A 26,641-nucleotide genomic window follows, 5' to 3' on the forward strand; every position below is an offset into this window, starting at 1 on the left:
ACCGAGTGCGCATGGCCAACCGATCGCAAGCCTCGTTCCAGGGCAAGTCCATCGCATGACCGCTACGATCGCGCTGGTCGACGACGACCGGAACATCCTGACCTCGGTGTCGATCGCGCTTCAGGCGGAGGGTTTCCTCACGCGCATCTATGCCGATGGCGAAGCCGCGCTGAAGGCGCTGATCGACAATCCGCCCGACCTGGCGATCTTCGACATCAAGATGCCGCGCATGGACGGGCTGGAGCTGCTGCGTCGCCTGCGCGAGAAGAGCCAGATCCCGGTGATCTTCCTGACCAGCAAGGATGACGAGCTGGACGAGGCGCTGGGGCTGGCGATGGGGGCGGACGATTATATCGCCAAGCCCTTTTCTCAGCGGCTGCTGATCGCGCGCATCCGTGCGATCCTGCGCCGGTCGGAGGCGTCCGGGCAGGTGCAGGGCACGACCGCTGCCGAGGTGCAGGGCCCGCTGACGCGCGGGGCGCTGGCGATGGACCCGGCGCGGCACAAGGTGACCTGGAAGGACGAGCCGGTCACCCTGACCGTGACCGAATTCCTGATCCTGGAGACGCTGGCCCAGCGGCCCGGCATCGTGCGCACCCGCAACCAGTTGATGGATGCGGCCTATCAGGACGACATCTATGTCGACGACCGCACGATCGACAGCCATATCAAACGCCTGCGCCGCAAGTTCCGCCAGGTGGACCCCGATTTCGACGCCATAGAGACGCTTTATGGCGCCGGTTACCGATTCTCCGAGGAGTGAAGCCCCCGACCTGGCCCTGCGCTGGTCGGGCCAGATCTCGCTGACCCAGCGGATCCTGGCGCTCAACATCTTTGCGCTGTTGCTGTTGGCGGGTGGGTTCTTCTATCTCGATTCCTATCGCACCCGGCTGCTCGACAACCGGGTGGCGCAGGCGTTGCGCGAGGTGCGGCTGGTCGGTGAGGCGCTCAGCTCGGTCCGGCCGGGCGAGCGCGATGCGCTGATGATGCGGATCGCCAAAGATACCGGCGGGCGGTTGCGGCTCTATGATCCGCAGGGGCGGATGACCGCCGACAGCCGCGACCTGGGCGTGCGCAACTTCGTCCTGCGCGATCCCGACAAGCAGGATTGGGGGCAGGCGATCGCGCGCTTCCTCGACGCCGGGATCGACACCGTCGTCGGTGCCGCCCGGCCGCCGCTCTATCGCGAACGGCGCGGCGGCGCGGAATGGCCCGATGTCGTGGCGGCGCGACAGGCGCGCGTGTCGGGCTCGGTCTGGCGCGCGCCCGACCGCACCCCCGTCATCACCGCCGCCGCCCCGCTGCCCGGCGGCGGCGCGATCATGACGACCGAGAATGCCCGCTTCATCACCGAAACCGTCCGGATCGAGCGGTTCCGGCTGAGCGTCCTGCTGGCGCTCGTCGCACTGATCTCGGTCCTGCTTTCGCTGTTCCTGGCGCGCACCATCGTCCGGCCGCTCCGGCGGCTGGCGCGCGCGGCGGTCCGCGTCCGGCTGGGCCGCGCGCGCGAAGTGGTGGTGCCGCGCCTGCCCGATCGTCGCGACGAACTGGGGATGCTGGCCCGCGCCCTGTCGGACATGAGCCTGGCGCTGCGCGCGCGGATCGATGCGACCGAGGCCTTCGCCGCCGATGTCACCCACGAGTTGAAGAACCCCCTCGCCTCGCTCCGCTCCGCGGTCGACAGCCTGGAGATGATCCGCGACCCCGCGCTCCAGGCGCAGCTGCTGGCGATCGTCCGCGACGATGTCCGGCGGCTCGACCGGCTGATCACCGACATTTCCGACGCCTCGCGACTGGACGCGCAGTTGAGCCGCGCGAAGTTCGATCCGGTCGACCTCCACGCGCTGATCGGCAGGCTCATCGAACAGCGCGAGGCGCGCGGGGTGGAACGCGGCATCCGCCTGCGCTTCGACTCGCCCGACCCGCGCCCAGCGATCGTCCTGGGCGAAGGCGCGCGGCTGGAACGGGTGTTCGAGAATCTGGTCGCCAATGCGCTGTCCTTCTCGCCCGATCAGGGGGTGGTGGCGATCAGTCTGGCGCACGACCATAATGACCTGATCGTCCGCGTTGAGGACGAGGGCCCCGGCGTTCCCGAAGAGGCGCGCGAGGCGATCTTCCGCCGCTTCCACTCGATCCGCCCCGCTGCCGAGGATTTCGGCCGTCATTCGGGCCTGGGCCTCGCCATTGCGCGCACCATCGTCGAGGCGCATCAGGGGCGCATCCATGTCGAATCGCGGGAGGACCGAATGAGCGGCGCGCGTTTCGTCGTCCGACTGCCGCTGGCACCCGTGTCATGACCCTGGCCGATGATCGCGTCGAACTGATCCACGCGACCGGTGTCGTCGTGAAGGGCATGGGCGTGCTGCTGCGCGGGCCGTCGGGCGCGGGCAAGTCCGACCTGGCGCTGCGGCTGATCGATCGCGGCGCGACGCTGATCGGTGACGATTACGTCCAGGCCCGCGGCATGAGCGGCCAATTGCAGGTCCGCGTGCCCGAGACGATCGCCGGTCTGATCGAGGTCAGGGGCGTCGGCCTGTGCCCCATGCCGCATCGGCCCGAGGCAATAGTCGGGCTGGTCATCGATCTGGGCGAGGAGGACCGCATGCCCGAATGGGCCCGGAGCCCGATCGCGGGCGTTTCCCTGCCTGTGTTTCGCCTCGATCCCCGCCCCGCCTCGGCACCGATCAAGGTCGAGCTACTCGTTACGCACATCAAGGAGCGCTTGTGATGGACCGCAAACGCATTCTGCTGGTCACCGGCATGTCCGGTGCCGGTACGTCGACCACGCTGAAAACGCTGGAGGATCTGGGCTGGGAAGTGGTGGACAACCTCCCCCTCTTCCTGCTCGACAGTCTGCTGGAGGCGCCGCCGCCCGCCGGCATGGAGGGCAAGAAACGCCCGCTCGCCATCAGCCTGGGAGTCCGGACGCGCGATTTCGATCCGCACAAGATTTCGCAGCGCGTGGCGCGGCTGAACGAAAGCCCCAGCATCGCGGTCGAGACGCTGTTCCTGAACTGTGGCGGGGCCGAGCTGAAGCGCCGCTATGCCGAGACCCGGCACCGCCATCCGCTGGCCATGGACCGGGCGGCAGACGATGGCATCGCGCACGAACGCGCCTTGCTCGCGCCGCTGCGCGACATGGCCGACCGCCTGCTCGACACGACCAACATGACCAGCAACGACCTGGGCCAATGGCTGCGCGCCAATTATGCGGTCGAGGGGCTGAGCGAGCCGGTGATGACCGTCATGTCCTTCGGCTTTTCCAAGGGGTTGCCGCGCAACGCCGATCTGGTCTTCGACATGCGCTTCCTGCGCAATCCGCACTGGTCGGCTGAGCTTCGTCCGGGCACCGGGCTGGACCAGCCGGTAATCGACTATATCCGCCACGACCCCGCCTATGAGGCATCGCTCGGCCAGATCGAGGGGCTGCTCGACACGCTGGTGCCGCGTTACATCGCCAGCGGCAAATCCTATATCACCGTCGCGATCGGCTGTACCGGCGGGCGGCATCGGTCGGTCCATGTCGCCGAGCGGATCGCGGAACGGTTGCGCAAAAGCGGTTTTTCGCCCACGGTGGTGCATCGTGATTTGCGTGCCGTGCCGAAAGACTCTCTGGAAGCCGGGCCGGCCAAGAAATGATGGATATGCGTGTCTGACATGATCGGTCTGGTTCTGGTGACGCACGGGCGGCTCGCCGATGAGTTCGTGACCGCGATGGTGCATGTGGTCGGCCCCCAGGAGCGGATCGCGACCATCGCGATCGGCCCCGAGGACGATATGGAGGAGCGCCGCGCGGACATCGCCGCGGCGATCGCCACCGTCGATGCCGGGCGCGGCGTGATCGTGCTGACCGACCTGTTCGGTGGCACGCCTTCCAACCTCGCCATCTCGCTGATGGAGCGCGGCCGGGTCGAGGTGATCGCGGGCATGAACCTGCCCATGCTGATTCGCCTGGGATCAGCGCGCAAGGCGATGCAGGTCGTCGATGCCGTCGCCGCCGCGCGCGAGGCCGGACGCAAATATATCTCGGTCGCCTCCGAGGTGCTGGGCGAGGCCGCCGCATGACCGAGCAGAGCCGCTCCGTCCTCATCACCAACCGGCGTGGCCTTCACGCCCGCGCCAGCGCCAAGTTCGTCACCCTCGCCTCGACCCAGCCCTGCGAGGTGCGCGTCGGCAAGGATGGCAGCATGGTGACCGGCACCTCGATCATGGGCCTGATGATGCTGGGCGCCGCGATGGGCGACACGATCACGATCAGCGCAACCGGCGACGGCGCGGGCGAGACGGTCGAGGCGCTGGCCGCGCTGGTGGAAGCGAAGTTCGGCGAAGACTGATGCCCCGTGAAATTACCGCTTATTCCAACCCGCTGATCAAGTGGGTCCGCGACCTGCGCGACAAGCGCCACCGCAAACAGGCGCGCCAGTTCCTCGCCGAGGGCCTGCGCATCCTGACCGAAGCGCGCGAGACCGGGCGGGTGCCGACCCTGTTATTCTATGCCCGCCCCTCGGCCGACCATCCGCTAGTCCGCGAGCTGATCCGCGCGGTCGAACGGGCAGAGGGCGAAGCGATCGAGACGACGCCCGACATCCTGTCCAAGCTATCGGGCAAGGACAATCCGCAGGCCGTGGTCGGCGTGTTCGAGGAACTGGGCACGACGCTGGACGCGCTCGACCGATCCTCGGCGGGCATCTGGCTGGTGGCGGAGCGGCTGCGCGATCCGGGCAATCTGGGGACGATCCTGCGCACCGGCGATGCGGTCGGCGCGGGCGGGTTGATCCTGATCGGCGAATGCGTCGACCCCTTTTCGGTCGAGGCGGTGCGCGCCAGCATGGGGGCGCTGTTCACCGTGCCGATCGTGAAGACCGAGTGGCAGCCTTTTCTCGACTGGTTGCGGCAGGGGCCGGGCCAGCTGGTCGGCCTCAGCCTCGACACCGATACGGACTATCGGTCCGCCAGTTACGCGGGGCCGACCTTCCTGCTGACCGGCAACGAGGCGCAAGGGATGCCCGCCGACTATGCGGCGGCGTGCGACCAGCTGGTCAAGATCCCGATGCTGGGCAAGGCCGACAGCCTGAACGCGGCGGTGGCGACGGCGGTGATGGCCTATGAGGTTCTGGCCCAACAGGGTGGCGCGTCGGCGGGCTGACGAACCTGGTGTCGTTCGGTCTGGGTAAGGGTGGTTGGCAAGGGGAGAGCGATTCCCTTGCACTTCGACTTCGCTCAGTGCGAACGGAGCTTTGGCTGAGGGTGAGGGTGAGGCCATGACCGTAGCCGCCCCACCCCACCTCCGTTCAGCCTGAGCGAAGTCGAAGGCCACGCCCGCCCTCGCCCCAACTGCCCGCGGCCATTAGCCGGAGACTTCCGCCCCCTCGCCCGCAAGTTCCACCACCGGCATCAACTTCGTCAGCGGTCGCGCGGCCTGTTCGCCGATGGGGGGCTGGTCGATGCTCTTGCCGCCGGTGTCGATGTTCAGCGCCTCGAACCGGCGGGCGCTGGTCAGGACCTGGCTCTCCAGGCTGCCGACAAAGGCGTTATAGGCGGTCATCGCGGTGTCGAGATTCTTGCCCAGCTTCGACACATGCCCGCCCATCACGGCCAGGCGCGCGTAGAGCTCCTTGCCCAGCGCGCCGATCTGCCGCGCTTCCTGCGCCAGCTTTTCCTGCCGCCACACCGCAGCCACCGTCCGCGCGATCGCGATCAGGTTCGTCGGCGTCGCCAACAGCACCCGCTTGTCGAAGGCAAAATCCCACAGGGTCGGGTCATGCTCCAAGGCCGCCGACAGGAAATGCTCGCCCGGCACGAACATGATGACGTAATCGGGCGCGTCGTCGAACTGGTTCCAATAGCTCTTATTGCCCAACCCGTTCACATGAGCACGCATCGCGGCGGCATGGCGCGACAGGCCCGCCAAGCGCTCGACCTCGTCGACCGCGCCGAACGCGTCCTGATAGTCGTTGAGCGACACCTTGGCATCGATGACCAGCGCCTTGCCGCCGGGCACGCGTACGATCGCATCGGGGCGCAGCCGGCCGCCCTCGCCGTCCGCGACGCTGACCTCGGTCTGGAAATCGGCATGTTCGGACAGGCCGCAGCTTTCGAGCACGTTGCGCAGCTGCTGCTCGCCCCAGCGGCCCCGCGCCTTGGGGGCGTTGCGCAACGCGTTGACCAGCTTGGCGGCCTCGCCCGAGACCCGCTCCTGGCCGATGCGCATCGCCTCGATCTGGCCCTTCAGCTCGCCGAATGCGTCGCGGCGTTCGTCCTCGACCTTGCGCACGCCCTCTTCATAGCTTTGCAGTCGCTGGTGGACGGGATCGAGCAAGGCCTTGAGCGTCTGACCCGAGGCTTCCTCCGACTGGCGGAAGCGGGCCTCGGCACGTTCCAGGAACTGGCGCTGTGCGACTTCGAGCGCACGCGCCGCCGCCTCGCCGAACTGGCTGTTGATCTGCTCGCGTGCCTGGCCCAGCGCCTCCAGCGCCTGGGCATGCGCGGCCTCGCGCTCCTGCGACCGGGCGCGCAGCTCGGCCAGTTCGCGCAGCGCCGCATTTCGCTCGGCCTCCACGGCGTCGCGCGCGGCGCGGATCATGTCGAGGTCGGCGGCGCGCCCGCGCAACTCCGCCAGCGCCTGGAGCGCATCGCTCTTGTCACGCTCGGCGGCGTCGCGGGCGGCGCGCAAGGGATCGACCTCGGCCGCGCGCGCCCTGGCCGTGGCCAGCTCCCCGGCCAGCCCGTCGGCCTTGCGCCGGGCCGCCAGCCATCCGGCCAATCCGCCCAGCAACAGCGCCAGCAGCGCGACGGCAATCAATTCGGGCATTGTCACAACCTGTCAGAACCAAAGGACAGGCCGGAACATAGATCGAACGGGCCCGCACGAACAGGCCCATTCGCGCGAAAGGGATCAGCCCTTGCGCATCTTGTTGAGCTTGCGCATCAGCATGTCGCGCTTCAACCGGCTGACATGGTCGATGAACAGCACGCCGTTCAGATGGTCGATCTCATGCTGCATGCAGGTGGCGAGCAGTCCGTCGAGTTCGGCCTCATGCGCCTCGCCCTTTTCGTCCAGCCACTTCACCTGACAGCGTGCGGGCCGCTTCACCTCGGCATATTGCTCGGGGATCGACAGGCAGCCCTCATTATAGCTGGACAGTTCGTCGCTGACCGACAGGATCTCGGGGTTGATATAGGCGCGCGGGTTCTTGACCGGCTTGCCCTCTTCATCCTCTTCTTCCTGAAGGTCGATGACCAGCACGCGCTTGTCGACGCCGACCTGGATCGCCGCCAGGCCGATGCCGTGCGCGTCGTACATGGTGTCGATCATGTCGGTGACGAGCTGGCGCACACCGTCGTCCACCGCCTCCACCGGCTTGGAGACGAGACGCAGACGGGGGTCGGGAACTTCGACGATCGGAAGAATGGCCATGACGGTTTCGCTACGGCGCATGGGCAAAAGCGTCAAGCCGGGGCGTCAGACCACAGGCCGGCGCGCACGCAGGGCCTGGGCCAGCGTCCCTTCGTCGAGATAGTCCAGCTCGCCGCCGACCGGCAGGCCATGCGCCAGTTGGGTCACGCGGACCGGGAAGCGCTCGATCCGCTCGGCGATGTAATGCGCCGTCGTCTGCCCCTCCAGCGTGGCGTTCATCGCCAGCACCACCTCGTCGATGCCGCCGCCCTCGATCCGGCGGACGAGCGCGTCGATCGCCAGGTCTTCGGGCCGCACGCCCTCCAGCGCGGACAAGCGGCCGCCCAGCACATGGAAGCGCCCCGGAAACAGCCGCGACCGCTCCAGCGCCCAGAGGTCCGCCACCTCCTCGACCACGCAGAGCGCGCCCGCGTCGCGCCGGGGATCGGCACAGATCGCGCACGGGTTCGCGGTGTCGATATTGCCGCAGGTCGAACAGGTCTCCAGCCGCTCCTCGACCGCCGCCAGCGCCGACAGCAACGGGGCCAGCGCCGCCTCGCGCTTCTTGAGCAGGTGCAGGACCGCGCGCCGCGCCGAACGGGGGCCAAGGCCGGGGATGCGCGCCAGCGCCTGGGTCAGCGCCTCGATCTCGGGGGATGCCATGGGGAACAGATAGGGGGTTGCGCGCCGTCCCGCCAGCGCAGAGAGGCATTGCCATGCGGATCATCTTCATGGGCACGCCGGGCTTTGCCGTCCCGGTCCTGGAAGCCCTGGCGCAGGCCGGGCATGACATCGTCGCCAGCTATAGCCAGCCGCCCCGCCCCGGCGGGCGGCGCGGGCGGCAACTGGTCGCCTCGCCGGTGCAGCAGGCGGCCGAGGCGCTGGGCATCCCCGTCCTCACCCCCGTGTCGTTGCGCGGCGAGGAGGAACAGGCGCGGTTCGCCGCCCATGACGCCGATGTCGCGGTGGTCGCCGCCTATGGCCTGATCCTGCCCAGGCCGATCCTGACCGCGCCGCGCCTCGGCTGCCTGAACGTCCATGGCTCGCTGCTGCCCCGGTGGCGCGGCGCCGCGCCGATCCAGCGGGCGATCCTGGCGGGGGATGCGGTGACCGGCGTCGGCATCATGCAGATGGAGGCGGGGCTCGACACCGGCCCGGTCAAGCTGGAGGACTCCACCCCGATCGGACGCAAGACGACGGGCGAGCTGACCGACGAGCTGGCGGCGATGGGCGCGCGGCTGATGGTCCGGGTGCTGGAGGACCCCGACCGCTATCCTGCGCGGACGCAGCCCGAGGAGGGCGTGACCTATGCCGCCAAGATCGACAAGGCGGAGACGCGGATCGACTTCACCCGCCCCGCCGTCGAGCTCGAGCGACAGGTCCGCGCGTTCAACCCGGCACCCGGCGCCTGGTTCGAGGTCGCGGGGGAGCGGGTGAAGCTGCTCGCCGCCGAGCCGGTCGAGGCCGAAGGGGCACCCGGCGAGGTGCTGGACGATGCGCTGACCATCGCGTGCGGCGAAGGCGCGCTGCGCGCCGTCTCGGTCCAGCGCGCCGGGCGTGGCGTGTCGAGCGCGGACGAGCTGCTGCGCGGCTTTGCGATCCCGGCGGGAACGCGGCTTTGACCCGTTTCGCGCTGACGGTCGAATTTGACGGGCGGCCCTTCATGGGCTGGCAGCGCCAGTCGCATGGGCCGAGCGTGCAGCAGGCGCTGGAGGATGCGATCCATGCCGTGACCGGCGAGCGCACCGCCGTCCATGCCGCGGGGCGTACCGATGCGGGGGTGCACGGGCTGGCGATGCGCGCGCATGTCGACATCGCCAAGGACATCGCACCCTTTCGCCTGATGGAGGCGATCAACGCGCGGATCCGGCCCAACCCGGTGGCGGTGCTGGACTGCGTGACGGTGGCCGACGACTGGCATGCGCGCTTTTCGTGCATCCGCCGGTCTTACGAATATCGCATCGTCAACCGCCGCGCCCCCCTGACCCACGAAGCGGGGCTGGCATGGCAGGTGCCCCAGCCGCTGGACGAGGCCGCGATGGCCGAGGCGGCCTCCCGGCTGGTCGGGCGGCACGACTTCACCACCTTCCGCTCGGTCCATTGCCAGGCGGACAGCCCGGTCCGCACACTCGACCTGCTGTCGGTCGAGCGGGTCGATGCCCGCCTCTATATCCGCGCCGCCGCCCGGTCCTTCCTGCACCATCAGGTGCGGTCGATGGTCGGCTGTCTCGCGCTGGTCGGCATGGGGCGCTGGACGCCGGACGATGTCGAGGCAGCGCTGGTCGCCCGCGACCGCGCGCAGCTGGGGCTGAACGCGCCGTCGGACGGGCTGTTCTTCGTCGCGGCGGATTATCCCTCGGACGGCTGACGCACGAAGCGCGCCGCCAGCTCGACATGGGTGGACCAGCGGAACTGGCCCACCGGCTGCACCCATTCCAGCTGCCAGCCCTGGTCGACCATCTCCCGCGCGTCGCGCGCGAAGCTGGCCGGGTTGCACGAGACATAGGCGGCCGAGGCGACATTGGCGCTGGCCAGCGCCGCCGCCTGGTCGCGTGCGCCCGCGCGCGGCGGGTCGAGCACGATCGCGTCGAAACGGTCCAGCTCCGCCTTGGTCAGCGGGCGGCGATACAGGTCGCGATGCTCGGCAAAGACCGGCCGCCCCTGCGCATTGGCGGCCCCTTTGAGCGACAGGATCGCGTCGCGCGCACCCTCGGCCGCATAGACCTTGCCGGGCAGCGCCAGCGCGAAGGTGCCGAGCCCGGCGAACAGATCGGCGGTCGTGCGCGGCCGGCCCACCGCTTCGCGCACCGCCGAGACCAGCGCGGCCTCGCCATCGCACGTCGCCTGGAGAAAGGCGCCGGGCGGCAGGGGCACGCCCACGCCGCCGAACGTCACCGTCACCGGCTCGGGCTCCCAGCGCGTCTCGGGGCCCAGCCCGTCATCGACCGCGAATCGCGCGACGCCGTGCCGCTCGCAAAAGCCGATGATCGTTTCCGCCGCTTCGAGACCATCCGGCGAGAAATTGGTGACGAGCACGTCCGCCCCCTGATCGGCCAGCGTCAGGTGCACGTCGCCGCGCCGCTTGAACCCCAGCCGCTGGAGCAGCGCGCGCAGCGGCGCGACCAGCGCGAACAGCACGGGATCGAGGATATGGCATTCGGCGATATCGACGATCGCGTGGCTCTTTTCCTCCGAAAAGCCGATCATCACGCGCCCGCCCTTCGCCTCGGCATGCAGCGTGGCACGGCGGCGGCTGCGCGGCGGCGAGACATGGGGCCCGCGAAGCGGCGCGGCCAGCCCCTGCGCGTCCAGCGCGGAGGCGACCCGGTCGGTGACGAAGGCGGCATAGCTTTCGTCGTCCAGATGCTGGAGCTGGCACCCGCCACAGCGGGGGAAATGGCCGCAAGGCGGCTCCTGGTGATGCGGGCCGGGCGTGACGGTGCCGTCCGCTTCCAGCAGGTCGCCGGGGGCGGCAAAGGCGGCGTGGCGGCCGTTTTCGGTCACGCCGTCGCCGCGTGCGGCAACGCGGATGATGATATCGCTCATGCGATCAGCCTCTGACGGCGGAAAGCGCGTCTGCCAAGTCGTCGGCGATGAAAGCCGCCCCGCAACGCCGCGCCGCCTCGGCATGAAGCCACACGCCCGCCGCCGCCGCCTCGAACGGATCGAGCCCGGCCGCCAGCATCGCGCCGACTGCGCCCGCCAGCACGTCGCCGGTCCCAGCGGTCGACAGCCAGGAATTGGCCTCAGGGCAAAGGATGGTGCGGCCATCGGGCGCGGCGATGACCGTGTCGGCACCCTTGTGGACGACGACCGCCCCGGTCCGCTCGGCCGCCCGGCGGGTGCGATCGGGCTTGCTGCCGGAGCCATCGCCGAACAAATGGCTGAATTCGCCGCCATGCGGGGTCAGGATCTTGGGGCCGATATGCTGCCCCAGCGCCTCGGCATCGATCAGCCGCAGCGCATCGCCGTCGACGACCAGCGGGCGGCCGCTGCCCAGCGCCGCCGCCAGCCGGGCGCTGGCGTCGCCATCCCGGCCCAGGCCGGGACCGATGACGATCGCGCCGATCCGCTGCTCGTTCAGCGCTTCGGGCGCATAGTCGCGGCGGACGATGGCATGCGGATGCGCGACGGCGGACGCCCCCGCGCTCAAATGAAGGACATAGCCTGCCCCGGCGCGAAGCGCTGCGGTAGCGGCGAGTTCCGACGCTCCCGACATGCTCCCCGCCACCACCGCGACCATGCCACGGCTATATTTGTGCGATCGGGCGTCGGGCTGGGGCAGCGTAGGCCGATCCAGGACATGGGTCGTCCCCTCGACCGGCACGCCGATACCCAGCAGCCGCACCTGCCCCATCCGACCGGCGGCGGGTTGCAACAGGTGCGAGGGCTTCACCGCCCCCAGCGCCAGCGTCACGTCGAAGCGGGGCACCTCGCCCCCTATTGCGCCGTCATCGCTCGCGACCCCGCTGGGCAGGTCCAGCGCAATGGCGAGCCAGGCCTCGCCCGCCAGCCGTGCCAGCGCCGCCTGCACCACGGGATCGAGCGCCCGCGACAGGCCGATCCCGAACAGCGCATCGACCAGCACCGGCGCAGGACGCGCCGTCGCCAGCAGCTCGACCGGGCCATCCCAAAGCGCACGGGCCCAGCGCGCACCGTCGCTGCGCGGCTCGTCGCTCGCCGCGACCCGGACGGCGATGCCCCTATGTTTCAGCGTCGCGGCGGCGATATAGCCGTCCCCACCATTATTGCCGGGGCCGCACAGGACCAGCACCTCGCGTGGGCCCGCGAGCCGGGCCACCGCCTGCGCCACCGCTTCCCCCGCACGCCGCATCAGCGCGGTCGGGTCGAGGCCCGATGCGAAGACCGCCGCCTCGGCCGCGCGCATCGCCTCGGCGGTCAGAACGGTACGGCCAGCGATCGGGATCATCGCGCGCCGACCGTGGCGGGCAGGCGATAGCGCTCGGGGCCGATAGCGATCTCGATCTCCCGGTCGCCCGCGATGGTGACCTGCGCCGGAAGCGCCCCATCGGCGGCGGCGACGCCGTGACCGTCCTGCGTCACTTTAAGCCGCCGGAATCCGCCATCGGAATGGCGAAGGGTCAGGATCACCGCATCGCCCGCCGCCGATTGCTCGACGGTGCAGTCTTGCGAAAATCGCGCGGCCCCCGCCCGGGCACAGGCAATGGCGAGACCGGGCTTTTGGGCCGGAGCGGTGGCGGCGGCGTCATCCCCCGCCTCGCCATCGCTCCGTCCCGAACATCCGGCCAGCGCCAGGGCGCCGGCCAGACAGACGGATTCAGATATCCGCATAGACATGGCGCTCGGACTTGGCGCCGGGATGGGTGACGGCGCCCTGGTGCGCCGGGCCGACATTCTGGGCATAGCGCCACAACACGCCGGACTGGTAATCGTTCATGCGCGGGGTCCAGCGGGCGCGGCGTTCGGCCAGCACATCCTCGGCCACCACCAGGTCGATCGTCCCCGCCTCGGCATCGATGCGGATGGTGTCGCCATTCTCGACCAGCGCGATCGGGCCGCCATCGGCCGCCTCGGGCCCGACATGGCCGATGCAGAAGCCGCGCGTGCCGCCCGAGAAGCGCCCGTCGGTGATGAGCGCGACCTTCTCGCCCAGCCCCTGACCGTAGAGCGCGGCGGTGGTCGACAGCATCTCGCGCATGCCCGGACCGCCCTTGGGTCCTTCATAGCGGATGACGACCACGGTGCCGTCGGTGATCTCGCGCGCCTCGACGGCGGCGAACGCCTCTTCCTCGCAGTCGAAGACGCGCGCGGTGCCTTCGAACTGGAGGCGCTTCATGCCCGCCACCTTCACGATCGCCCCCTCGGGCGCCAGGCTGCCGCGCAGACCCACGACGCCACCGGTCGGCGTGATCGGGGTCTTTACGTCATAGATGACCTTCTGGTCGGGGTTCCACGTCACCTCGTCGATATTCTCCGCCAGCGTCTTGCCGGTGACGGTGATGCAGTCGCCGTGCAGATAGCCGCCCGCCAGCAGCGTCTTCATCAGCATATAGACGCCGCCCGCCTCATACATGTCCTTGGCGACGTAGCGGCCGCCGGGCTTGAGGTCGGCGATATAGGGGGTGGTCTTGAAGATCTCGGCCACGTCGAACAGGTCGAAGTCGATCCCCGCCTCGTTCGCCATCGCGGGCAGGTGAAGCCCGGCATTGGTCGAGCCGCCGGTCGCGGCGACGACGCGCGCGGCATTTTCGAACGCCTCGCGGGTGCAGATGTCGCGCGGACGCAGGTTGCGCGCGACCAGCTCCATGACCTGCTCGCCCGCCGCCTCGGCAATGCCGTGCCGGTCGAGGAAGGGTGCGGGCATCATGTTGCTGTTCGGCAGCGACAGGCCGATCGCCTCGCCGACGCATGCCATGGTGTTGGCGGTGAACTGGCCCCCGCACGCGCCGTGACCGGGGCAGGCGACCTTTTCCAGCGCGATCAGGTCATGGAGCGGACAGTTGCCCGCCGCATGCTGGCCGACCGCCTCGAACACGTCGACCACGGTCACGTCGCGGTCCTGGTGGCGGCCGGGCAGGATCGAGCCGCCATAGACGAAGATCGACGGCACGTTCAGGCGCAGCATCGCCATCATCATGCCCGGCAGCGACTTGTCGCATCCGGCAAAGCCCACCAGCGCGTCATAGCAGTGGCCGCGCACCGAAAGCTCGACCGAATCCGCGATGACCTCTCGGCTGACCAGCGAGGACTTCATCCCCTGATGGCCCATCGCGATGCCGTCGGTCACGGTGATGGTGTTGAACCGGCGCGGCATGCCGCCGCCGCGGATCACCCCGCCCTGCGCGGCATCGGCCTGCGCATCGAGGGTGGTGTTACAGGGGGCGGAATTGTTACCCGCACTCGCCAGCGCGACGAACGGCTTGGCGATATCCTCTTCCTGGATACCCATGGCGTAGTAATAGCTGCGGTGCGGCGCACGCTCCGGGCCGACGGAAACGTGGCGGGACGGCAGGCGGGACTTGTCGAATTGGCGTGTCATGACGCAGCCCTATGTCGCCAGACACCCCGCCCACGCAAGCAAATTTCGCGAGCCATGCCATCGACGGGGCTTTTCGCACCCCGTTGGAACGGTCAGAGCGATCCCAGCGCCTTGGCCACGCCGTCCATGGTGAACGGCTTTTGCAGGCGCGGGCGGTCGCGGAAGCGTTCGTCCACCGCATCGTCCGACCCGCCGGTCGCGAAGACGAAGGGCACGCCGCGCGCCGCCAACGCTTCGGCGACGGGGGTGCTCTTCTGGCCGCCCCGCAGGTTGACGTCGAGGATGGCGGCGTCGATACCCCCCTCGGCCACCCGGGCCAGCGCGTCGTCGACGCTGTCCACGGTGCCCGCGACCTGTTTGTCGAGGACGTCCAGAAAGTCCTCCAGCATCATGGCGATCAGGGGTTCGTCCTCGACGATGAGGATCTGCACGGGCTCTGTCATCGGCACCGCCATATCATGCTTTGCGTCATCCGCCAGCCGCTTGTTGCGCCAGCGCGATCTGCGTGGCCTCGGCAAGCTGCTGGACCGAGAAGGGTTTGGGCAGGAAACCGACATTGGGCAGGGTGATCGACTTGCGCAGCTGTTCCTCGGCATAGCCCGACATGAACAGCACGGCCAGGTCGGGATAGCGTTTGCGGACCAGACCGACCATCGTCGGCCCGTCCATGGTCGGCATGACCACGTCGGAGATCAGCAGGTCGGGCTTGCCATGCCTGTCGAGCATGTCGAGCGCCGCCTCGCCATTTTCCGCCGACAGGACGGTATAGCCCTGGCGGGTCAGCGCGCGTTCGGCGACCGCGCGGACCATGTCCTCGTCCTCGACCAGCAGGATCGTGCCCGACCCCCAGGGCGTCGGCGCAGGCAGAGCCGGTTTGACCTCCACCGCCTTGCCGACGGGCACCGCCGGGGCCGCATGGACCGGCAGATAGATGGAGAAGCGCGCCCCCCCGCCCGATGGCGATTCGGCGAAGATATAGCCGCCCGACTGCTTGATGATGCCATAGACGGTCGACAGGCCCAGCCCGGTCCCCTTCCCCATTTCCTTGGTGGTAAAGAAGGGTTCGAAGATCTTGGGCAGGATCTCGACCGGAATGCCCGTGCCGTTGTCGCTGATGGTGAGCGCGGTATAGTCGGCGGCGGGCAGGATGTCGTGGTTCATCGCGCGCACGTCGGCCATCGAGACACCGCGGGTCTGGATGGTCAGGATGCCGCCGCCCGCCGGTTCATTCTCCAGGATCGCGTCGCGCGCATTGACCGCCAGGTTGACGACCACCTGCTCCAGCTGCCCCGGATCGGCGCGGATCGGGCCCAGGTTGCGGCCATGGCTGACGTCCAGCCGGACGCGTTCGCCCAGCAGCCGTTTGAGCAGGTTCGACACTTCCGACACGACATCGGGCAGTTGCAGGATCTGCGGGCGCAGCGTCTGCTGGCGGGAAAAGGCCAGCAACTGGCGGGTCAGGCTCGCCGCGCGGTTGGAGTTGGTGCGGATCTGCTGGATGTCGTCATAATCGCTGTCGCCGGGCGAATGGCGCATCAGCATCAGGTCGCAATGCCCGATGATCGCGGTCAGGATGTTGTTGAAGTCGTGCGCGACGCCGCCCGCCAGCTGGCCGACCGCCTGCATCTTGGTCGCCTGCGCCACTTCGCGCTTGAGGCGACTTTCCTCGGAATTGTCCTTCAGGCTCAACAGCACGGCGGCATCACCCAGCCCGCGCGCGCCCGCGATGGTCAGCGCGACGGGCTCCTCGGGATGATCCTTCAGCCGGACCGCCATGTCGGCGGAATGGGTCGCCCCCCCGGCGAAGCGGCGAATCGCGTCCGCCACCGCCGCCTTGTCCTCGCGCACCACCAGATCGCCCGGATAGAGCGGCGGCTGCCCGCCATTCACCCCGGCCGCGCGCATGAAGGCGGAGTTCATCTGGAGGAACCGCCCATCCCGGTCGACCAGCGCGATGCCGAACGGCATCAGCGAGACGAGCCCACGGACATGGTTGCCCGCATTCGCCCCGGTGGGCGCGACCATCTGCTGCTCTTCGTCGAGCAGGACGACCAGCATCGGCGCGCCCTCGCCCTCGACAAAGGGGATTTGCAGGATGCGCAGGCTGTGCTGGGTCGCGGCATCCTTTTCGGCGACGAACCGGATCTGGCCGGAGGGGTTGTGGGCGAGGAAGGTCGCGAAGTCGCGGCCGACGATCGACTCCATCTCGCCGCCCATCGCCCGCGCGCACAGGACCCGATTGGCGGCCCGCACCCGGCCATCGGGGGCGATCAGCGCCGCCATGATCCCCGCCGCGCCCAGCCGGTCGCCATGGATGCCGCCGATCAGCTGCTCGACCGTCTCGGCCAGGTCCTGCTCCTCGGCGATGGCGAAGCGCCAGACCAGCAGGTCCGCCTCGTCCCCCGACCGGGTGACCAGCACCGACAGCTCGGTGCCCATCACCCCGATCCGGTCGGCCCGGCCCAGTCCGTCGCGCCACGCCGTCCGACCCGCCTGGGCCAGCGCCTCGACGCACGGACCGTCCAGCGGGACGCCCGGCGGGGTCGGCATGCCGGGAAACAGCGCGGCATAGGCCTCGTTGGCGCAGACCAGACGCCCGGCGCGGTCGGTCACCGCGATCGCGTCATGGCTGGCATCGGCGACGACGCGCGCGAAATCCCAATCGATCGTGCGCCGCATCTCCTGCGCGCGCGGGCTGAGCAGCCGCCACATGACGAGGATGGCCAGCATCAGCAGCGCGGTCGCCAGAAAGCCGGCCGCGACGATCCAGTTCCGGATCGCGAAGAACATCAGCCCCGCCGCCGCCGTACCGCCCAGGATCGAGACGAGCGCGGCGGCACGGACGGGGGACAGGGTTTCGGAAGACGCGATCGCCATGGTGCGACTCATCGTCCGCCGACGGGGCATGGGTCAAGCGCGATCCTGAACCATGCCCCCATGCGGGGTCCGCTTACCAGATGCGGACGCGCTGCGCCGGGGTCAGCGCCATCTTGTCGGTCGGCTTGACGCCGAACGCCTTGTACCAGGGGTCGAGGTTGCGCACGGTCAGCACCCGCTCATGGCCGGGCGAATGCGGATCGGACAGCAGCGCCTGTTGCAGCGCGGGGTCGCGCCACTTGGTCCGCCACACCTGCGCCCAGCCATAATAGAAGCGCTGGTCGCCGGTCGTCCCGTCGATGATCGGCGCGGGCTTGCCGCCCAGCGACTTGTGATAGGCGTCGAGCGCCACGGTCAGACCCGCCAGGTCGGCGATATTCTCGCCCAGCGTCAGGCCGCCCTGGACATGCTGGCCGGGCAGCGGCTCATAGCCATCATATTGCTTCACCAGCGCGTCGGTGAAGGTCTTGAACCGCGCCACGTCCTGCGGCGTCCACCAGTCGGTCAGCTTGCCGGTCGCGTCATATTTGCGGCCCTGATCGTCGAAATGGTGGCTGATCTCATGCCCGATCACCGCGCCGATGCCGCCATAGTTCACCGCCGGATCGGCCTTCGGATCGAAGAAGGGCGGCTGGAGGATCGCCGCCGGGAAGACGATCTCGTTCATCGGCGGGTTGGCATAGGCGTTGATCGTCATCGGCGTCATGAACCATTCGCCGCGATCGATCGGCTGGCCCAGCTTGTTGAGATCGCGCTGGAACTCGAAGGCATTGGCGCGCGCGACATTGCCGACCAGGTCGTTCCGGTCGATCTGAAGCCCCGAATAATCCTTCCACTTGTCGGGATAGCCGATCTTGGGCGTGAAGGCGGCGAGCTTGGCCAGCGCCTTCTGCTTGGTCTCGGGCGCCATCCATTCCAGTTTGCGCAGCCGGTCGCCCATCGCGGAGATCAGGTTCCGGACCAGCGCATCGGCGGCAGCCTTCGATTCCGGCGGGAAGTACTTGGCGACATATTGCTTGCCGACCTCTTCGCCCAGCCCGTTGGAGACGAGGCCGACGCCGCGCTTCCACCGCGCCTGCTGCTCGGGCGTGCCCGACAGGGTGGTGCCATAGAAGGCGAAGTTGGTCTTGTCGAAGTCGCTCGACAGATAGCCCGCATAGCTGCGCAGGACCTTCAGCATCGCATAGTCCTGAAGGACGTTCAGCGGCGTCTCGCTATACAGCTTGGCCTCGCCGGTGATCGCACTGGGCTGCGCGACCAGATAGGCGGGGCGGCCCGCAATGCCCAGCGTCTGTATATATTGCGCCCAGGGGAAGCCCGGCGCCTTGGCGGTAAAGTCCGCCGCCAGCCACTTGTTATAGGTCTTGTCCGCGTCGCGGCTTTCGATCCGGGTCCAGTGAACGCCCGCCAGCGCCTTTTCGAAGTTGAAGACGGCGGCGGCGCGCGCCTCGGCATTGGGCTCGCCCGCCAGCGTCAGCATCCTGGCCAGATAGGCCTGATAGGCGGTGCGGATCGTCGCCAGCTTGGCGTCGTCCTTCAGATAATAATCGCGGTCGGGCAGGCCGAGCCCGCTCTGGCCGAAATTGGCGATATAGGTGTCGGGCGCCTTGTCGTCCTGGCCGATATAGACGCCGAACGGCGCGCCGACGCCCTGCCGCTGGAGCTTGGCCATCTCGACCGCCAGCGCGTCGCGGCTCTGGGTCGCGCGGATCTGGTTCAGCCACGGCTTGACGGGCGCGACGCCCTTGGCGTTGACCGCCGCCTCATCCATGAAGCTGGTGTAGAAATCGCCGACCTTGTCGCCCGGCCGCTTGGCCGCGTCGTCCAGGATGGTGCGGGTCTGCTCGAGCGAGCGGTCCTGCAGGACGTGGAACATGCCATAGGAAGAGCGATCGGCGGGGATCGTCGTGGTCTTGTACCAGGTGCCGTTGGCATAGTCGAAGAAATCGTCACCCGGCTTCACCGTGGTGTCGCGGCCCGCCATGTCGAAGCCGAAATCGCCGATTTCGGGGCCGTTCTTGGCATGCGGCTTGACCGGGCCGACGGCGGCCTTGTCGACGGGGTTTTGGGTCTGGGCGAAAGCGGGAGTAATCGCGGTGGACAGAAGAGCGGCGACCAGCAGAGAGCGCATCGAAATTCCCGAACAGGACAGTGATGCGACGGTTGTAGCGGGACGACACGGCTAGTCAAACCGTTAGAAACCCACGCCAAACCGATATACCGCTATCAAATTGCGGGCGATCTCCGCCGGTTGCGCCATTTGCGCGCGATCCACAGCCGCCAGCCCAGCGCCGACCCGGCATAGCCGACCACCGCGCAGGACGCGGTCAGGACGCACAGCCCCAGGCCGAAGGCGGGCCCCTGCTCCCACAACCAGTGAAAGGCGCTGAGCGCCCATTGCAGCCATCCGGTCGCGGCCTCGGCCACCGGCTGGGTGTTGATCGGCGTCTCGCTGCGCAACAGGAACGTGCCGATGCGATAGGCGATGACCCAGATGATCGGGGTGGTCAGCGGGTTGGTGATGAAGGTGGTCAGCGCCGCGACCGGCACATTGGCGCGGAACGGCAGCGCGAAGACTGCCGCGATCGCGATCTGCGCGACCGGGAACAGGAAACCCGCCACCACGCCCAGCGCGACGCCGCGCGGCACCGACCGGCGGGTGAAACGCCACAGCTCGGGTGCCAGCACGCGGTGCGCGACCGGGCGGAGCAGCCGGTTGCTCTCCATCGAATCGCGGGTCGGCATGTTGCGCCGGACCCAGTTCATCGTCCGGCCCCACATCGTCGGCGCGGCCGTGGCCATCAGCCGCGATCGCGCAGGATACGGCCCTGCTCGCGCTTCCAGTCGCGTTCCTTGATCGAATCGCGCTTGTCGTGCGCCTTCTTGCCCTTCGCCAACGCCAGCTCCACCTTCGCACGTCCGCGCGAATTGAAATAAATCATCAGCGGCACCAGGGTCATCCCCTCGCGCGCCACCGCACCGTGGAGCTTGTTTATTTCGCGCTCATGAAGGAGCAATTTACGCGGCCGCTTGGCTTCGTGGTTGAAGCGGTTGCCGTGGCTGAATTCGGGCACGTTGGAATTGACCAGCCAGACCTCCTCGCCGCGCACCTCGGCATAGGATTCCGCGATCGATCCCTCGCCGAAGCGAAGCGATTTCACCTCGGTCCCGGTCAGGGCGATACCGGCCTCATAGGTCGTCTCGATGGCGTAATCGAAGCGGGCGCGCCGGTTCTCGGCGACGATCTTCTTCTTGTCGAATGTCTGGGGTTTCGGGCGCATGGACGGAGCGATGTAGGCGTTCGCGCCCGCCATGAAAAGCCGCTCGCTGTGCAATGTCCCGTTTCCGGGCGTTCCCCACCTGTGCCATCCCGCGACAGGACTGGCCCCGGGTGGAATGGCGGCGCAAAGGCGCGGGCATGGGCCGGACACGCAAGCATCGATCGCTCTCCCGCATCCGGCGCCTGGGCGTCGCCTGCACCGCGCTGGCGATGGTCGGCGCCTGTGGCGGCGGCGCGGCGGACGGCGATCCGGTGATCGTGACGCCCACGCCCGTCCCCTCGCCCACCCCGACCGCGACCCCCACGCCGAGCGCGGCCGGATGGTGGCGGCCCGAGCGGACGCTCAGCTGGCAATGGCAGCTCAACGGGACGCTCAATACCGGCTATGCCGTGGCCGCCTATGATATCGACCTGTTCGACAGTTCGGCCGCGACGATCGCCGATCTCCATCGTCAGGGGCGGCGCGTGATCTGTTACTTCTCGGCGGGCAGTTCGGAAAACTGGCGCCCTGACGACGCGCAATTCGCCAGCGGCGACCGCGGCAAGGCGCTGTCCGGCTGGGCGGGCGAGCGCTGGCTGCGGATCGATTCGGCCGGCGTCCGCAAGGTGATGACCGCGCGGCTCGATCTGGCGAGGGCCAAGGGCTGCGACGCGGTCGAGCCGGACAATGTCGATGGATATGCCAATGACAACGGGCTCGGGCTGACCGCCGCGATGCAGCTGGACTATAACCGCTTCCTCGCCGCCGAGGCGCATGGCCGGGGGCTGGCGATCGGGCTCAAGAACGACACCGACCAGATCGCCGCGCTGCAACCCGCCTTCGACTTCGCGCTGAACGAGCAATGCCATGAATTCTCGGAATGCGGCGGCTATTCGGCCTTTCTCGATGCCGGAAAGCCGGTGCTGGTCGCCGAATATGCCGACCGCTATCGCAGCAACAGCGGCGGCGCGCGCGACACGATGTGCGCGGCCTCGCGCCAGCAGGGGGTCCGCACGCTGGTCCTCGCGCTGGCGCTGGACGACAGCTATCGCTTCAGTTGCGACGACGCCCGCCCAGCGGGATCTTGAGCCGGATCATCGCGCGGTTGCTGGGAAAGCCGCCGACGCCCCCCTGCTCGACCTCGGCCGACAGGGTCCCGACGCCGGGGATTTCGGTACGCGCCCTGGGCAGGGTCAGGGGCGAGGAACGGTCCGGGATCGGCCGTAGCCGATAGCTTTCGGACGACCGCCCGCACACCACGACATCGCCGCCCGCATCGTCCGCCGGACAGCGGCCGGTGGAGGGACGCCTGGGCGCGGGCAGGACTGGCCCCGCCACCGCCCCGGCTTGCAAGGCCATCATCACCGCGATCCACATCGGCCGACCTTTCCCTGATCTCGGGAAAAGGTCGGCGATGATTGCGGCAGGATCAGGGCCGGGCAGCTCCGGTCAGATCAATCCGGCATGCGCCAGCGCGGCGTCCACCTGTGCGCGTGCCGCCTCGGACGGCCAGGTCATCGGCAGGCGGATGCCGGTCGGGAAATGCGGCATGATCCGGCTGAGCGCATATTTGACCGGGCCGGGCGAGGCGTCGGCGAACATCGCCTCGTGCAGCGGGAAAAGCCGGTCATGCAGCTCGAGCGCGCGCGCGCTCTCACCCGCCGCGCAGGCCGCCTGGAACTCGGCGCACAGGCGCGGCGCGACATTCGCAGTGACCGAGATGCAGCCGACGCCGCCCATCGCGTTGAACGCCAGCGCCAGATCGTCATTGCCCGACAACTGGCAGAAATCCGCGCCCAGCGCCGCGCGGTGGTGCGAGACGCGCGGCAGCGCGCCGCTGGCATCCTTCACCCCGACGAAGATGTCGGATGCGGACTGGACGATCCGGATCAGCGTCGCCGCCTGAATGTCGGTCACCGTGCGGCCGGGTACGTTGTAGAGGATGATCGGCAGCGGCGCCTCGCGCGCCAGCTCGGCGAAGTGGCGGACGATGCCGTCCTGGCTCGGCCGGTTGTAATAGGGCGGCACCATCAGCGTGGCGTCGGCCCCCGCCGCCTGCGCGGCCTTCATATTCTCGATCGCGACGATCGTGTCGTTCGATCCCGCGCCCGCGATCACCGGCACCCGGCCATTGGCCTGGTCGACGCAGACCCGGACGACATGGAAATGCTCGTCCTTGGGCATGGTCGCCGCCTCGCCCGTGGTGCCGCACGCGACCAGCGCCGACGATCCCTCGGCGATCTGCCATTCGACGAAGTCCCGGAATTTCGCTTCGTCGAACGCCCCGCCGAGATGATCGCCACGATCGTCGAACGGCGTCACGAGCGCCGGAATGGACCCTGAAAACATGAGAGGAAATGCGCTCCTGCTGCGCCGAAATTGGGCCGAAATGGGAAATTGTTCAGGACATGTACGGGTAGAGTCCCTATTCTGTCCACCATGATGGCATTGACGAAGGCGGGGGCGATCCTCGCGACGCTGGCGAGTTCCATGGTCGCATCGGGCGAGCAGGATCAGCTCGAACGGTATCGCACCCAGATGGCGAATATGAGCCCGCAGGAGGTTCGGGGGATGCCCGCCCCCGCCGATGGCGCGATCGCGGCGGCGCTGGCCCAGTGGCGCGCGCTACAACAGACCGACTCGCTGCCCTTCGACAGCTATGCCGGGTTCGTGATGGCGCATCCCGGCTGGCCGGGCGAGGCGAACAACCGCCGCGCGGCCGAGCGACAGGCGGCGAACTTCACCGCCGCGCCCGGCAGCATCGTCGCCTATTTCCGCCGTTTCCCGCCCCTGTCGGCGGCGGGCGGCGTCGCCTATGCCCGCGCCCTGCTGGCGACCGGCGCGCCGGGCGAGGCGGCGCAGGCCGCGCGTGCCGCCTGGCGACGCGGCGCGCTGTCCCCGACCGACGAGGCGCTGGTCATGTCGACCTTCGCCTCCGCGCTGACGCCCGAGGATCATGACGCGCGCATGGACATGCTGTTGTGGAGCGGCCAGACCAGTGCGGCGGCGCGCCAGCTGGGCTATACGAGCAGCGCCCGGCGCCCGGTCTTCGCCGCCCGCCTGGCCTTCCGCACCAAGTCGGCGGATGCGGCCAGCCTGTCCGCCTCGACCGCCGAGCTATACGCCAATGATGCGGGCTATGTCGCCGACCGCGCGATGTGGCTGCGCGATACCGGCGACAGCCTGACCGCGCGGTCCTGGCTGGCGCGCAGCCGCCAGCTGACGGTGCGGCCGGGCAATGTCGAGAAATTCTACGAGGCGTTGCTGGTCAATGCGCGCGCCGCCTCGGCCGACAACCAGCTTCAGACCGCCTATGACATCGCGCGGCAGGTGGACGACGCCTATCCGGCGGGCACCGACGTCTCGACCAAGCCCTATGGCGAGCGCGACGATTACACCAGCCTCGTCTGGCTGGGCGGGCAGACCGCGATGAAGCTGGGCCGTCCCGCCGACGCCATGACGCTGTTCGACCGCTATGGCCGAGGCAGCCAGTCGCCGCAGACCCGCGCCAAGGGCTTTTACTGGGCCGGACGCGCGGCCGAGGCGGCGGGCCGGACGGCGGAGGCCGCCGCCTTCTACAATCGCGCGGCGCAGTATCGCGATCAATTCTACGGCCAGCTTGCGCTGGAGCGCACCGGCCGTCCGCTGGTCGCGCCGCCCGCCATCGCCGCGACCGGCATCGCGCCCGCCATCCGCGCCGCCTTCGACGCCAAGGAGATCGTCCGCGCGGCACGCTTCCTGGGCCAGATCGGCCAGTGGCAGGACCAGACCGCCTTTGTCCGCCAGATCGCGGCCGATGCGCAGGACGAGAACGACCATCTGCTTGCCGCCGACCTGTCGCGCAGCATCAACCGCCCCGACCTGGCGGTGATGGTGGGGCGCAGCGCGATGCAGAACGGGCTGACCGATTATTCCGCCGCCGGCTTCCCGACCGTGCCCGTCCCCCCCGGCTATGAATCGAGCTGGACGATCATCCACGCCATCGCGCGCCAGGAAAGCCAGTTCGACCGCGCCGCCGTCAGCCATGCGGGCGCGCGCGGCCTGATGCAGCTGATGCCCGCCACCGCCGCCGAACAGTCGAGCAAGATCGGGCTGGCCTATTCGCCCGCCTCGCTGACCGCCGATCCCAATATCTCGATCCAGCTGGGCGCCAGCTATTTCGAGCGGATCCGTAATAACTTCGCTAGTTATCCTCTTGCGATCGCGGCCTATAATGCCGGGGGCGGCAATGTGAACAAATGGCTGCGGCTGAACGGCGACCCCCGCACGGGCAGCGTCGACATCGTCGACTGGATCGAGGCGATCCCCTATTCGGAGACGCGCAACTATGTGCAGCGCGTGCTGGAAAACGCCGTCGTCTATGACCTGATGAACCCGGCCCGCGCGACCAGCCGGGGGCCGACGCCGCTCAGCTGGTATCTGGGCAAGACGTCCCGGCCGGGTTGATCGGCCGGGCCCAGTCGATAGAGCAGGCCGATGGATCGCCCCAACTACATCACCCCGGCGGGCTATGCCGCGCTTCGCCAGGAATATGAGACGCTGTTCGCCGTCGAGCGGCCCAAGCTGGTCGACACCATCGCCTGGGCGGCGGGCAATGGCGATCGGTCGGAGAATGGCGACTATATCTATGGCCGCAAGCGCCTGCGCGAGATCGACCGGCGGCTGGGCTGGCTGTCCAAGCGGATGAAGGCGGCCAAGGTGGTCGACCCCGCGCGGCAGGAGGACCGGACCAAGGTCTGGTTCGGCGCCACCGTGACCATTGCCGACGAGGATGACAATGAACGCATCCTGACGCTGGTCGGCGATGACGAGGCCGAGGCGGGCAAGGGGCGGGTCGGCTGGAACGCCCCGCTGGTCCGCGCGCTGCGCGGGGCGGCGGTGGGCGATCTGCGCCGCGTCGTCCTTCCGGCCGGTGAAAAGGAATATGAGGTCATCGCCATCACTTACCCGACGAACTGAGCAACGGGTGGTCGCTCTCATGCGCTGGATGCGCAGCACAGGAGAGCGATCATGGAACATCCCCGTACCACCAGCGCGCGCGATCATGACGACAGCGCGATCATCGACGCGACCGAGGCGGCCCCCTCGGCGGTCGGTCGGACCGGCGGCATCGCCACCGATGTCGGCACGCGCGACGAGCTGACCCGCGCCGTCGACGATCCCGAAAGCCATGAGCGTGTGACCAAGGGCACCGAAATGGCCAATGGACAGGTCCGCAACGGCGGCCGACGCTGACGCTTCGGCCCATGGCTCCGGCGGCGCGGCTTTGCTAGACAGGGCGGATGAATGCCCTGACCCGCAACATCGCGCTACTGATCGATGCCGACAACGCCCAGTCGGCCGCCATCGACCCGGTCCTGACCGTGCTGGCCGAGCTCGGCACGGTCAATGTCCGCCGTGCCTATGGAAATTGGTCGAAACCCGGCTTGAAGGGCTGGCGCGACGTCATGGTCAAACATGGCATCGAACCGCAGCAGCAGTTCGACCTGACCAAGGGCAAGAACGCCACCGACATGAAGATGACCATCGATGCGATGGACCTTCTGTTCCGGGGGCGGATCGACGGCTTCGGCATCATGTCGTCGGACAGCGACTTCATGCCGCTCGCCACCCGCATCCGGCAGGACGGCTTTCCCGTCTATGGCTTCGGCAATTCCCGGACGCCCGAGGCCTTCAAACAGGCGTGCAGCCGGTTCATCGATGTCGGCGCGCTGATCGGCGAGGCGACGCGCCCGGCAAGCGCCAAGCCGACCGCCGCCGACGTGCCGCTCGCCGAATCGCTGCCCCCCTCGATCGAGCAGGCCAAGCGGACCGCAGGCACGCCGCGCCCGATCGACGAGGAACTGCTGAAGCTGCTGGTCGACGCCTATAATTCGGTGAAGCGCGACGAACGCGGTTTCGCCAGCCTGTCCGCCATCGGCCAGCTGGCGGGCAACCGCTCCAGCTTCGACACGCGCAATTATGGGTTCAAGCGCCTGTCCGAGCTGATCGAGGCGGTGCCCAATTTCCAGACCGAACGCCGCGAGGACGGCCGGACCTTCGTCAAGCGGGTGCGGTGATTCCGTAGCATCCTCCCCGGCAAGGGGA

Annotated in this window: 28 protein-coding genes; 14 read left to right on the plus strand and 14 right to left on the minus strand. The window is 68.7% G+C overall.

Annotated elements, in window-relative coordinates; translation table 11 throughout:
* Positions 1-55 precede the first annotated feature (55 nt).
* Genes ABIC44_RS01390 through ABIC44_RS01420 form a run of 7 tightly spaced genes read left to right on the plus strand, consistent with a single transcriptional unit; the run spans position 56 to position 5,146 of the window.
* Positions 56-763: a response regulator transcription factor gene (locus ABIC44_RS01390; protein ID WP_307099206.1), complete on the plus strand. Its 708-nt coding sequence runs from the start codon at positions 56-58 to the stop codon at positions 761-763.
* Complete coding sequence (locus ABIC44_RS01395) at positions 732-2,297, plus strand: sensor histidine kinase (RefSeq protein ID WP_309702269.1); 1,566 nt, start codon at positions 732-734, stop codon at positions 2,295-2,297. The genes ABIC44_RS01390 and ABIC44_RS01395 overlap by 32 nt, the downstream gene beginning before the upstream one ends.
* Positions 2,294-2,728, plus strand: a complete 435-nt coding sequence (locus ABIC44_RS01400) for an HPr kinase/phosphorylase (protein WP_354293203.1) — start codon at positions 2,294-2,296, stop codon at positions 2,726-2,728. The genes ABIC44_RS01395 and ABIC44_RS01400 overlap by 4 nt, the downstream gene beginning before the upstream one ends.
* A complete protein-coding gene (gene rapZ / locus ABIC44_RS01405; RefSeq protein WP_309695884.1) occupies positions 2,728-3,639 on the plus strand; it encodes an RNase adapter RapZ in 912 nt (303 codons plus the stop codon). The genes ABIC44_RS01400 and rapZ overlap by 1 nt, the downstream gene beginning before the upstream one ends.
* Before the next feature lie 18 nt (positions 3,640-3,657).
* Positions 3,658-4,065 carry a PTS sugar transporter subunit IIA gene (locus ABIC44_RS01410; RefSeq protein ID WP_307104538.1) on the plus strand — a complete coding sequence of 136 codons (408 nt, stop codon included), beginning with the start codon at positions 3,658-3,660 and terminating at the stop codon, positions 4,063-4,065.
* Positions 4,062-4,334, plus strand: coding sequence for an HPr family phosphocarrier protein (locus ABIC44_RS01415; protein ID WP_307099215.1), 273 nt, complete (start codon positions 4,062-4,064; stop codon positions 4,332-4,334). Before ABIC44_RS01410 ends, ABIC44_RS01415 begins: the two co-directional genes overlap by 4 nt.
* Positions 4,334-5,146, plus strand: coding sequence for a TrmH family RNA methyltransferase (locus ABIC44_RS01420; protein ID WP_354293205.1), 813 nt, complete (start codon positions 4,334-4,336; stop codon positions 5,144-5,146). The genes ABIC44_RS01415 and ABIC44_RS01420 overlap by 1 nt, the downstream gene beginning before the upstream one ends.
* A 201-nt stretch (positions 5,147-5,347) precedes the next feature.
* Here ABIC44_RS01420 and ABIC44_RS01425 read toward each other — a convergent pair whose 3' ends face one another.
* The 3 genes from ABIC44_RS01425 to recR form a co-directional block, all read right to left on the minus strand.
* Positions 5,348-6,811 carry a DNA recombination protein RmuC gene (locus ABIC44_RS01425; RefSeq protein WP_354293207.1) on the minus strand — a complete coding sequence of 488 codons (1,464 nt, stop codon included), beginning with the start codon at positions 6,809-6,811 and terminating at the stop codon, positions 5,348-5,350.
* A gap of 84 nt (positions 6,812-6,895) precedes the next feature.
* A complete protein-coding gene (gene def / locus ABIC44_RS01430; protein WP_309695892.1) occupies positions 6,896-7,417 on the minus strand; it encodes a peptide deformylase in 522 nt (173 codons plus the stop codon).
* Between the two features lie 45 nt (positions 7,418-7,462).
* Positions 7,463-8,059 carry a recombination mediator RecR gene (recR, locus tag ABIC44_RS01435; protein ID WP_307099223.1) on the minus strand — a complete coding sequence of 199 codons (597 nt, stop codon included), beginning with the start codon at positions 8,057-8,059 and terminating at the stop codon, positions 7,463-7,465.
* 53 nt (positions 8,060-8,112) lie between these two features.
* On the opposite strand from recR, the gene fmt reads away from it, so the two are divergent.
* Together fmt and truA are read left to right on the plus strand one after the other, a co-directional pair.
* Positions 8,113-9,018, plus strand: a complete 906-nt coding sequence (fmt, locus tag ABIC44_RS01440; RefSeq protein WP_354293209.1) for a methionyl-tRNA formyltransferase — start codon at positions 8,113-8,115, stop codon at positions 9,016-9,018.
* Positions 9,015-9,764, plus strand: a complete 750-nt coding sequence (truA, locus tag ABIC44_RS01445; RefSeq protein WP_354293211.1) for a tRNA pseudouridine(38-40) synthase TruA — start codon at positions 9,015-9,017, stop codon at positions 9,762-9,764. The genes fmt and truA overlap by 4 nt, the downstream gene beginning before the upstream one ends.
* On the opposite strand, the gene ABIC44_RS01450 is transcribed toward truA, so the two are convergent.
* The 9 genes from ABIC44_RS01450 to smpB form a co-directional block, all read right to left on the minus strand.
* Positions 9,746-10,942 carry a class I SAM-dependent RNA methyltransferase gene (locus ABIC44_RS01450; RefSeq protein WP_354293212.1) on the minus strand — a complete coding sequence of 399 codons (1,197 nt, stop codon included), beginning with the start codon at positions 10,940-10,942 and terminating at the stop codon, positions 9,746-9,748. The two genes, truA and ABIC44_RS01450, sit on opposite strands and share 19 nt — an antisense overlap.
* Positions 10,943-10,946: 4 nt before the next feature.
* Positions 10,947-12,326, minus strand: coding sequence for an NAD(P)H-hydrate dehydratase (locus tag ABIC44_RS01455; protein WP_354293214.1), 1,380 nt, complete (start codon positions 12,324-12,326; stop codon positions 10,947-10,949).
* Positions 12,323-12,709 (minus strand): hypothetical protein, encoded by a 387-nt coding sequence (locus tag ABIC44_RS01460; RefSeq protein WP_354293216.1) that lies wholly within the window; start codon positions 12,707-12,709, stop codon positions 12,323-12,325. The genes ABIC44_RS01455 and ABIC44_RS01460 overlap by 4 nt, the downstream gene beginning before the upstream one ends.
* Positions 12,696-14,417, minus strand: coding sequence for a dihydroxy-acid dehydratase (gene ilvD / locus ABIC44_RS01465; protein WP_354293218.1), 1,722 nt, complete (start codon positions 14,415-14,417; stop codon positions 12,696-12,698). The genes ABIC44_RS01460 and ilvD overlap by 14 nt, the downstream gene beginning before the upstream one ends.
* 92 nt (positions 14,418-14,509) lie before the next feature.
* On the minus strand, positions 14,510-14,860 hold the full coding sequence (locus tag ABIC44_RS01470) for a response regulator (RefSeq protein ID WP_307099237.1): 351 nt from the start codon (positions 14,858-14,860) through the stop codon (positions 14,510-14,512).
* Positions 14,861-14,885: 25 nt separating this feature from the next.
* Complete coding sequence (locus ABIC44_RS01475) at positions 14,886-17,294, minus strand: hybrid sensor histidine kinase/response regulator (RefSeq protein ID WP_354293219.1); 2,409 nt, start codon at positions 17,292-17,294, stop codon at positions 14,886-14,888.
* A gap of 73 nt (positions 17,295-17,367) precedes the next feature.
* Positions 17,368-19,425, minus strand: coding sequence for a M13 family metallopeptidase (locus tag ABIC44_RS01480; RefSeq protein ID WP_354293221.1), 2,058 nt, complete (start codon positions 19,423-19,425; stop codon positions 17,368-17,370).
* Positions 19,426-19,520: 95 nt separating this feature from the next.
* Positions 19,521-20,096 (minus strand): DUF2062 domain-containing protein, encoded by a 576-nt coding sequence (locus tag ABIC44_RS01485; RefSeq protein WP_309695912.1) that lies wholly within the window; start codon positions 20,094-20,096, stop codon positions 19,521-19,523.
* Complete coding sequence (gene smpB, locus ABIC44_RS01490) at positions 20,096-20,575, minus strand: SsrA-binding protein SmpB (RefSeq protein ID WP_007403364.1); 480 nt, start codon at positions 20,573-20,575, stop codon at positions 20,096-20,098. The genes ABIC44_RS01485 and smpB overlap by 1 nt, the downstream gene beginning before the upstream one ends.
* A gap of 137 nt (positions 20,576-20,712) precedes the next feature.
* Here smpB and ABIC44_RS01495 point away from each other — a divergent pair, with 137 nt between their 5' ends.
* Positions 20,713-21,642, plus strand: a complete 930-nt coding sequence (locus ABIC44_RS01495) for an endo alpha-1,4 polygalactosaminidase (protein WP_354293222.1) — start codon at positions 20,713-20,715, stop codon at positions 21,640-21,642.
* Here the strand turns inward: ABIC44_RS01495 and ABIC44_RS01500 are convergent.
* Positions 21,608-21,916: a 5'-nucleotidase gene (locus ABIC44_RS01500; RefSeq protein ID WP_354293224.1), complete on the minus strand. Its 309-nt coding sequence runs from the start codon at positions 21,914-21,916 to the stop codon at positions 21,608-21,610. The two genes, ABIC44_RS01495 and ABIC44_RS01500, sit on opposite strands and share 35 nt — an antisense overlap.
* Positions 21,917-22,003: 87 nt before the next feature.
* Complete coding sequence (gene dapA, locus ABIC44_RS01505; protein WP_354293225.1) at positions 22,004-22,903, minus strand: 4-hydroxy-tetrahydrodipicolinate synthase; 900 nt, start codon at positions 22,901-22,903, stop codon at positions 22,004-22,006.
* Between the two features lie 90 nt (positions 22,904-22,993).
* Here dapA and ABIC44_RS01510 point away from each other — a divergent pair, with 90 nt between their 5' ends.
* From ABIC44_RS01510 to ABIC44_RS01525, 4 genes are read left to right on the plus strand one after another with little or no spacing between them, the layout of a single operon-like run.
* On the plus strand, positions 22,994-25,000 hold the full coding sequence (locus ABIC44_RS01510; RefSeq protein WP_354293226.1) for a lytic transglycosylase domain-containing protein: 2,007 nt from the start codon (positions 22,994-22,996) through the stop codon (positions 24,998-25,000).
* A 30-nt stretch (positions 25,001-25,030) separates the two neighbouring features.
* Positions 25,031-25,513, plus strand: a complete 483-nt coding sequence (gene greB, locus ABIC44_RS01515; RefSeq protein WP_354293227.1) for a transcription elongation factor GreB — start codon at positions 25,031-25,033, stop codon at positions 25,511-25,513.
* A gap of 51 nt (positions 25,514-25,564) precedes the next feature.
* On the plus strand, positions 25,565-25,789 hold the full coding sequence (locus ABIC44_RS01520; RefSeq protein ID WP_354293228.1) for a hypothetical protein: 225 nt from the start codon (positions 25,565-25,567) through the stop codon (positions 25,787-25,789).
* Positions 25,790-25,836: 47 nt separating this feature from the next.
* Positions 25,837-26,613 (plus strand): NYN domain-containing protein, encoded by a 777-nt coding sequence (locus ABIC44_RS01525; protein WP_354293230.1) that lies wholly within the window; start codon positions 25,837-25,839, stop codon positions 26,611-26,613.
* Positions 26,614-26,641: the final 28 nt, after the last annotated feature.

The organism is Sphingomonas sp. 1185 (assembly GCF_040544655.1).
Lineage (GTDB): Bacteria > Pseudomonadota > Alphaproteobacteria > Sphingomonadales > Sphingomonadaceae > Sphingomonas.

Coding starts and splice junctions, on each gene's coding strand:
- rapZ (WP_309695884.1), top strand. CDS start 2,728: ATGGACCGCAAACGCATTCTGCTGGTCACCGGCATGTCCGGTGCCGGT.
- ABIC44_RS01425 (WP_354293207.1), bottom strand. CDS start 6,811: ATGCCCGAATTGATTGCCGTCGCGCTGCTGGCGCTGTTGCTGGGCGGA.
- recR (WP_307099223.1), bottom strand. CDS start 8,059: ATGGCATCCCCCGAGATCGAGGCGCTGACCCAGGCGCTGGCGCGCATC.
- ABIC44_RS01485 (WP_309695912.1), bottom strand. CDS start 20,096: ATGGCCACGGCCGCGCCGACGATGTGGGGCCGGACGATGAACTGGGTC.
- dapA (WP_354293225.1), bottom strand. CDS start 22,903: ATGTTTTCAGGGTCCATTCCGGCGCTCGTGACGCCGTTCGACGATCGT.
- ilvD (WP_354293218.1), bottom strand. CDS start 14,417: ATGACACGCCAATTCGACAAGTCCCGCCTGCCGTCCCGCCACGTTTCC.
- smpB (WP_007403364.1), bottom strand. CDS start 20,575: ATGCGCCCGAAACCCCAGACATTCGACAAGAAGAAGATCGTCGCCGAG.
- ABIC44_RS01470 (WP_307099237.1), bottom strand. CDS start 14,860: ATGACAGAGCCCGTGCAGATCCTCATCGTCGAGGACGAACCCCTGATC.
- ABIC44_RS01450 (WP_354293212.1), bottom strand. CDS start 10,942: ATGAGCGATATCATCATCCGCGTTGCCGCACGCGGCGACGGCGTGACC.
- ABIC44_RS01480 (WP_354293221.1), bottom strand. CDS start 19,425: ATGCGCTCTCTGCTGGTCGCCGCTCTTCTGTCCACCGCGATTACTCCC.
- ABIC44_RS01455 (WP_354293214.1), bottom strand. CDS start 12,326: ATGATCCCGATCGCTGGCCGTACCGTTCTGACCGCCGAGGCGATGCGC.
- ABIC44_RS01475 (WP_354293219.1), bottom strand. CDS start 17,294: ATGGCGATCGCGTCTTCCGAAACCCTGTCCCCCGTCCGTGCCGCCGCG.
- ABIC44_RS01415 (WP_307099215.1), top strand. CDS start 4,062: ATGACCGAGCAGAGCCGCTCCGTCCTCATCACCAACCGGCGTGGCCTT.
- ABIC44_RS01460 (WP_354293216.1), bottom strand. CDS start 12,709: ATGCGGATATCTGAATCCGTCTGTCTGGCCGGCGCCCTGGCGCTGGCC.
- ABIC44_RS01400 (WP_354293203.1), top strand. CDS start 2,294: ATGACCCTGGCCGATGATCGCGTCGAACTGATCCACGCGACCGGTGTC.
- ABIC44_RS01510 (WP_354293226.1), top strand. CDS start 22,994: ATGATGGCATTGACGAAGGCGGGGGCGATCCTCGCGACGCTGGCGAGT.
- ABIC44_RS01390 (WP_307099206.1), top strand. CDS start 56: ATGACCGCTACGATCGCGCTGGTCGACGACGACCGGAACATCCTGACC.
- ABIC44_RS01395 (WP_309702269.1), top strand. CDS start 732: ATGGCGCCGGTTACCGATTCTCCGAGGAGTGAAGCCCCCGACCTGGCC.
- def (WP_309695892.1), bottom strand. CDS start 7,417: ATGGCCATTCTTCCGATCGTCGAAGTTCCCGACCCCCGTCTGCGTCTC.
- ABIC44_RS01495 (WP_354293222.1), top strand. CDS start 20,713: ATGGGCCGGACACGCAAGCATCGATCGCTCTCCCGCATCCGGCGCCTG.
- fmt (WP_354293209.1), top strand. CDS start 8,113: ATGCGGATCATCTTCATGGGCACGCCGGGCTTTGCCGTCCCGGTCCTG.
- greB (WP_354293227.1), top strand. CDS start 25,031: ATGGATCGCCCCAACTACATCACCCCGGCGGGCTATGCCGCGCTTCGC.
- ABIC44_RS01420 (WP_354293205.1), top strand. CDS start 4,334: ATGCCCCGTGAAATTACCGCTTATTCCAACCCGCTGATCAAGTGGGTC.
- ABIC44_RS01525 (WP_354293230.1), top strand. CDS start 25,837: ATGAATGCCCTGACCCGCAACATCGCGCTACTGATCGATGCCGACAAC.
- ABIC44_RS01500 (WP_354293224.1), bottom strand. CDS start 21,916: ATGATGGCCTTGCAAGCCGGGGCGGTGGCGGGGCCAGTCCTGCCCGCG.
- ABIC44_RS01520 (WP_354293228.1), top strand. CDS start 25,565: ATGGAACATCCCCGTACCACCAGCGCGCGCGATCATGACGACAGCGCG.
- ABIC44_RS01410 (WP_307104538.1), top strand. CDS start 3,658: ATGATCGGTCTGGTTCTGGTGACGCACGGGCGGCTCGCCGATGAGTTC.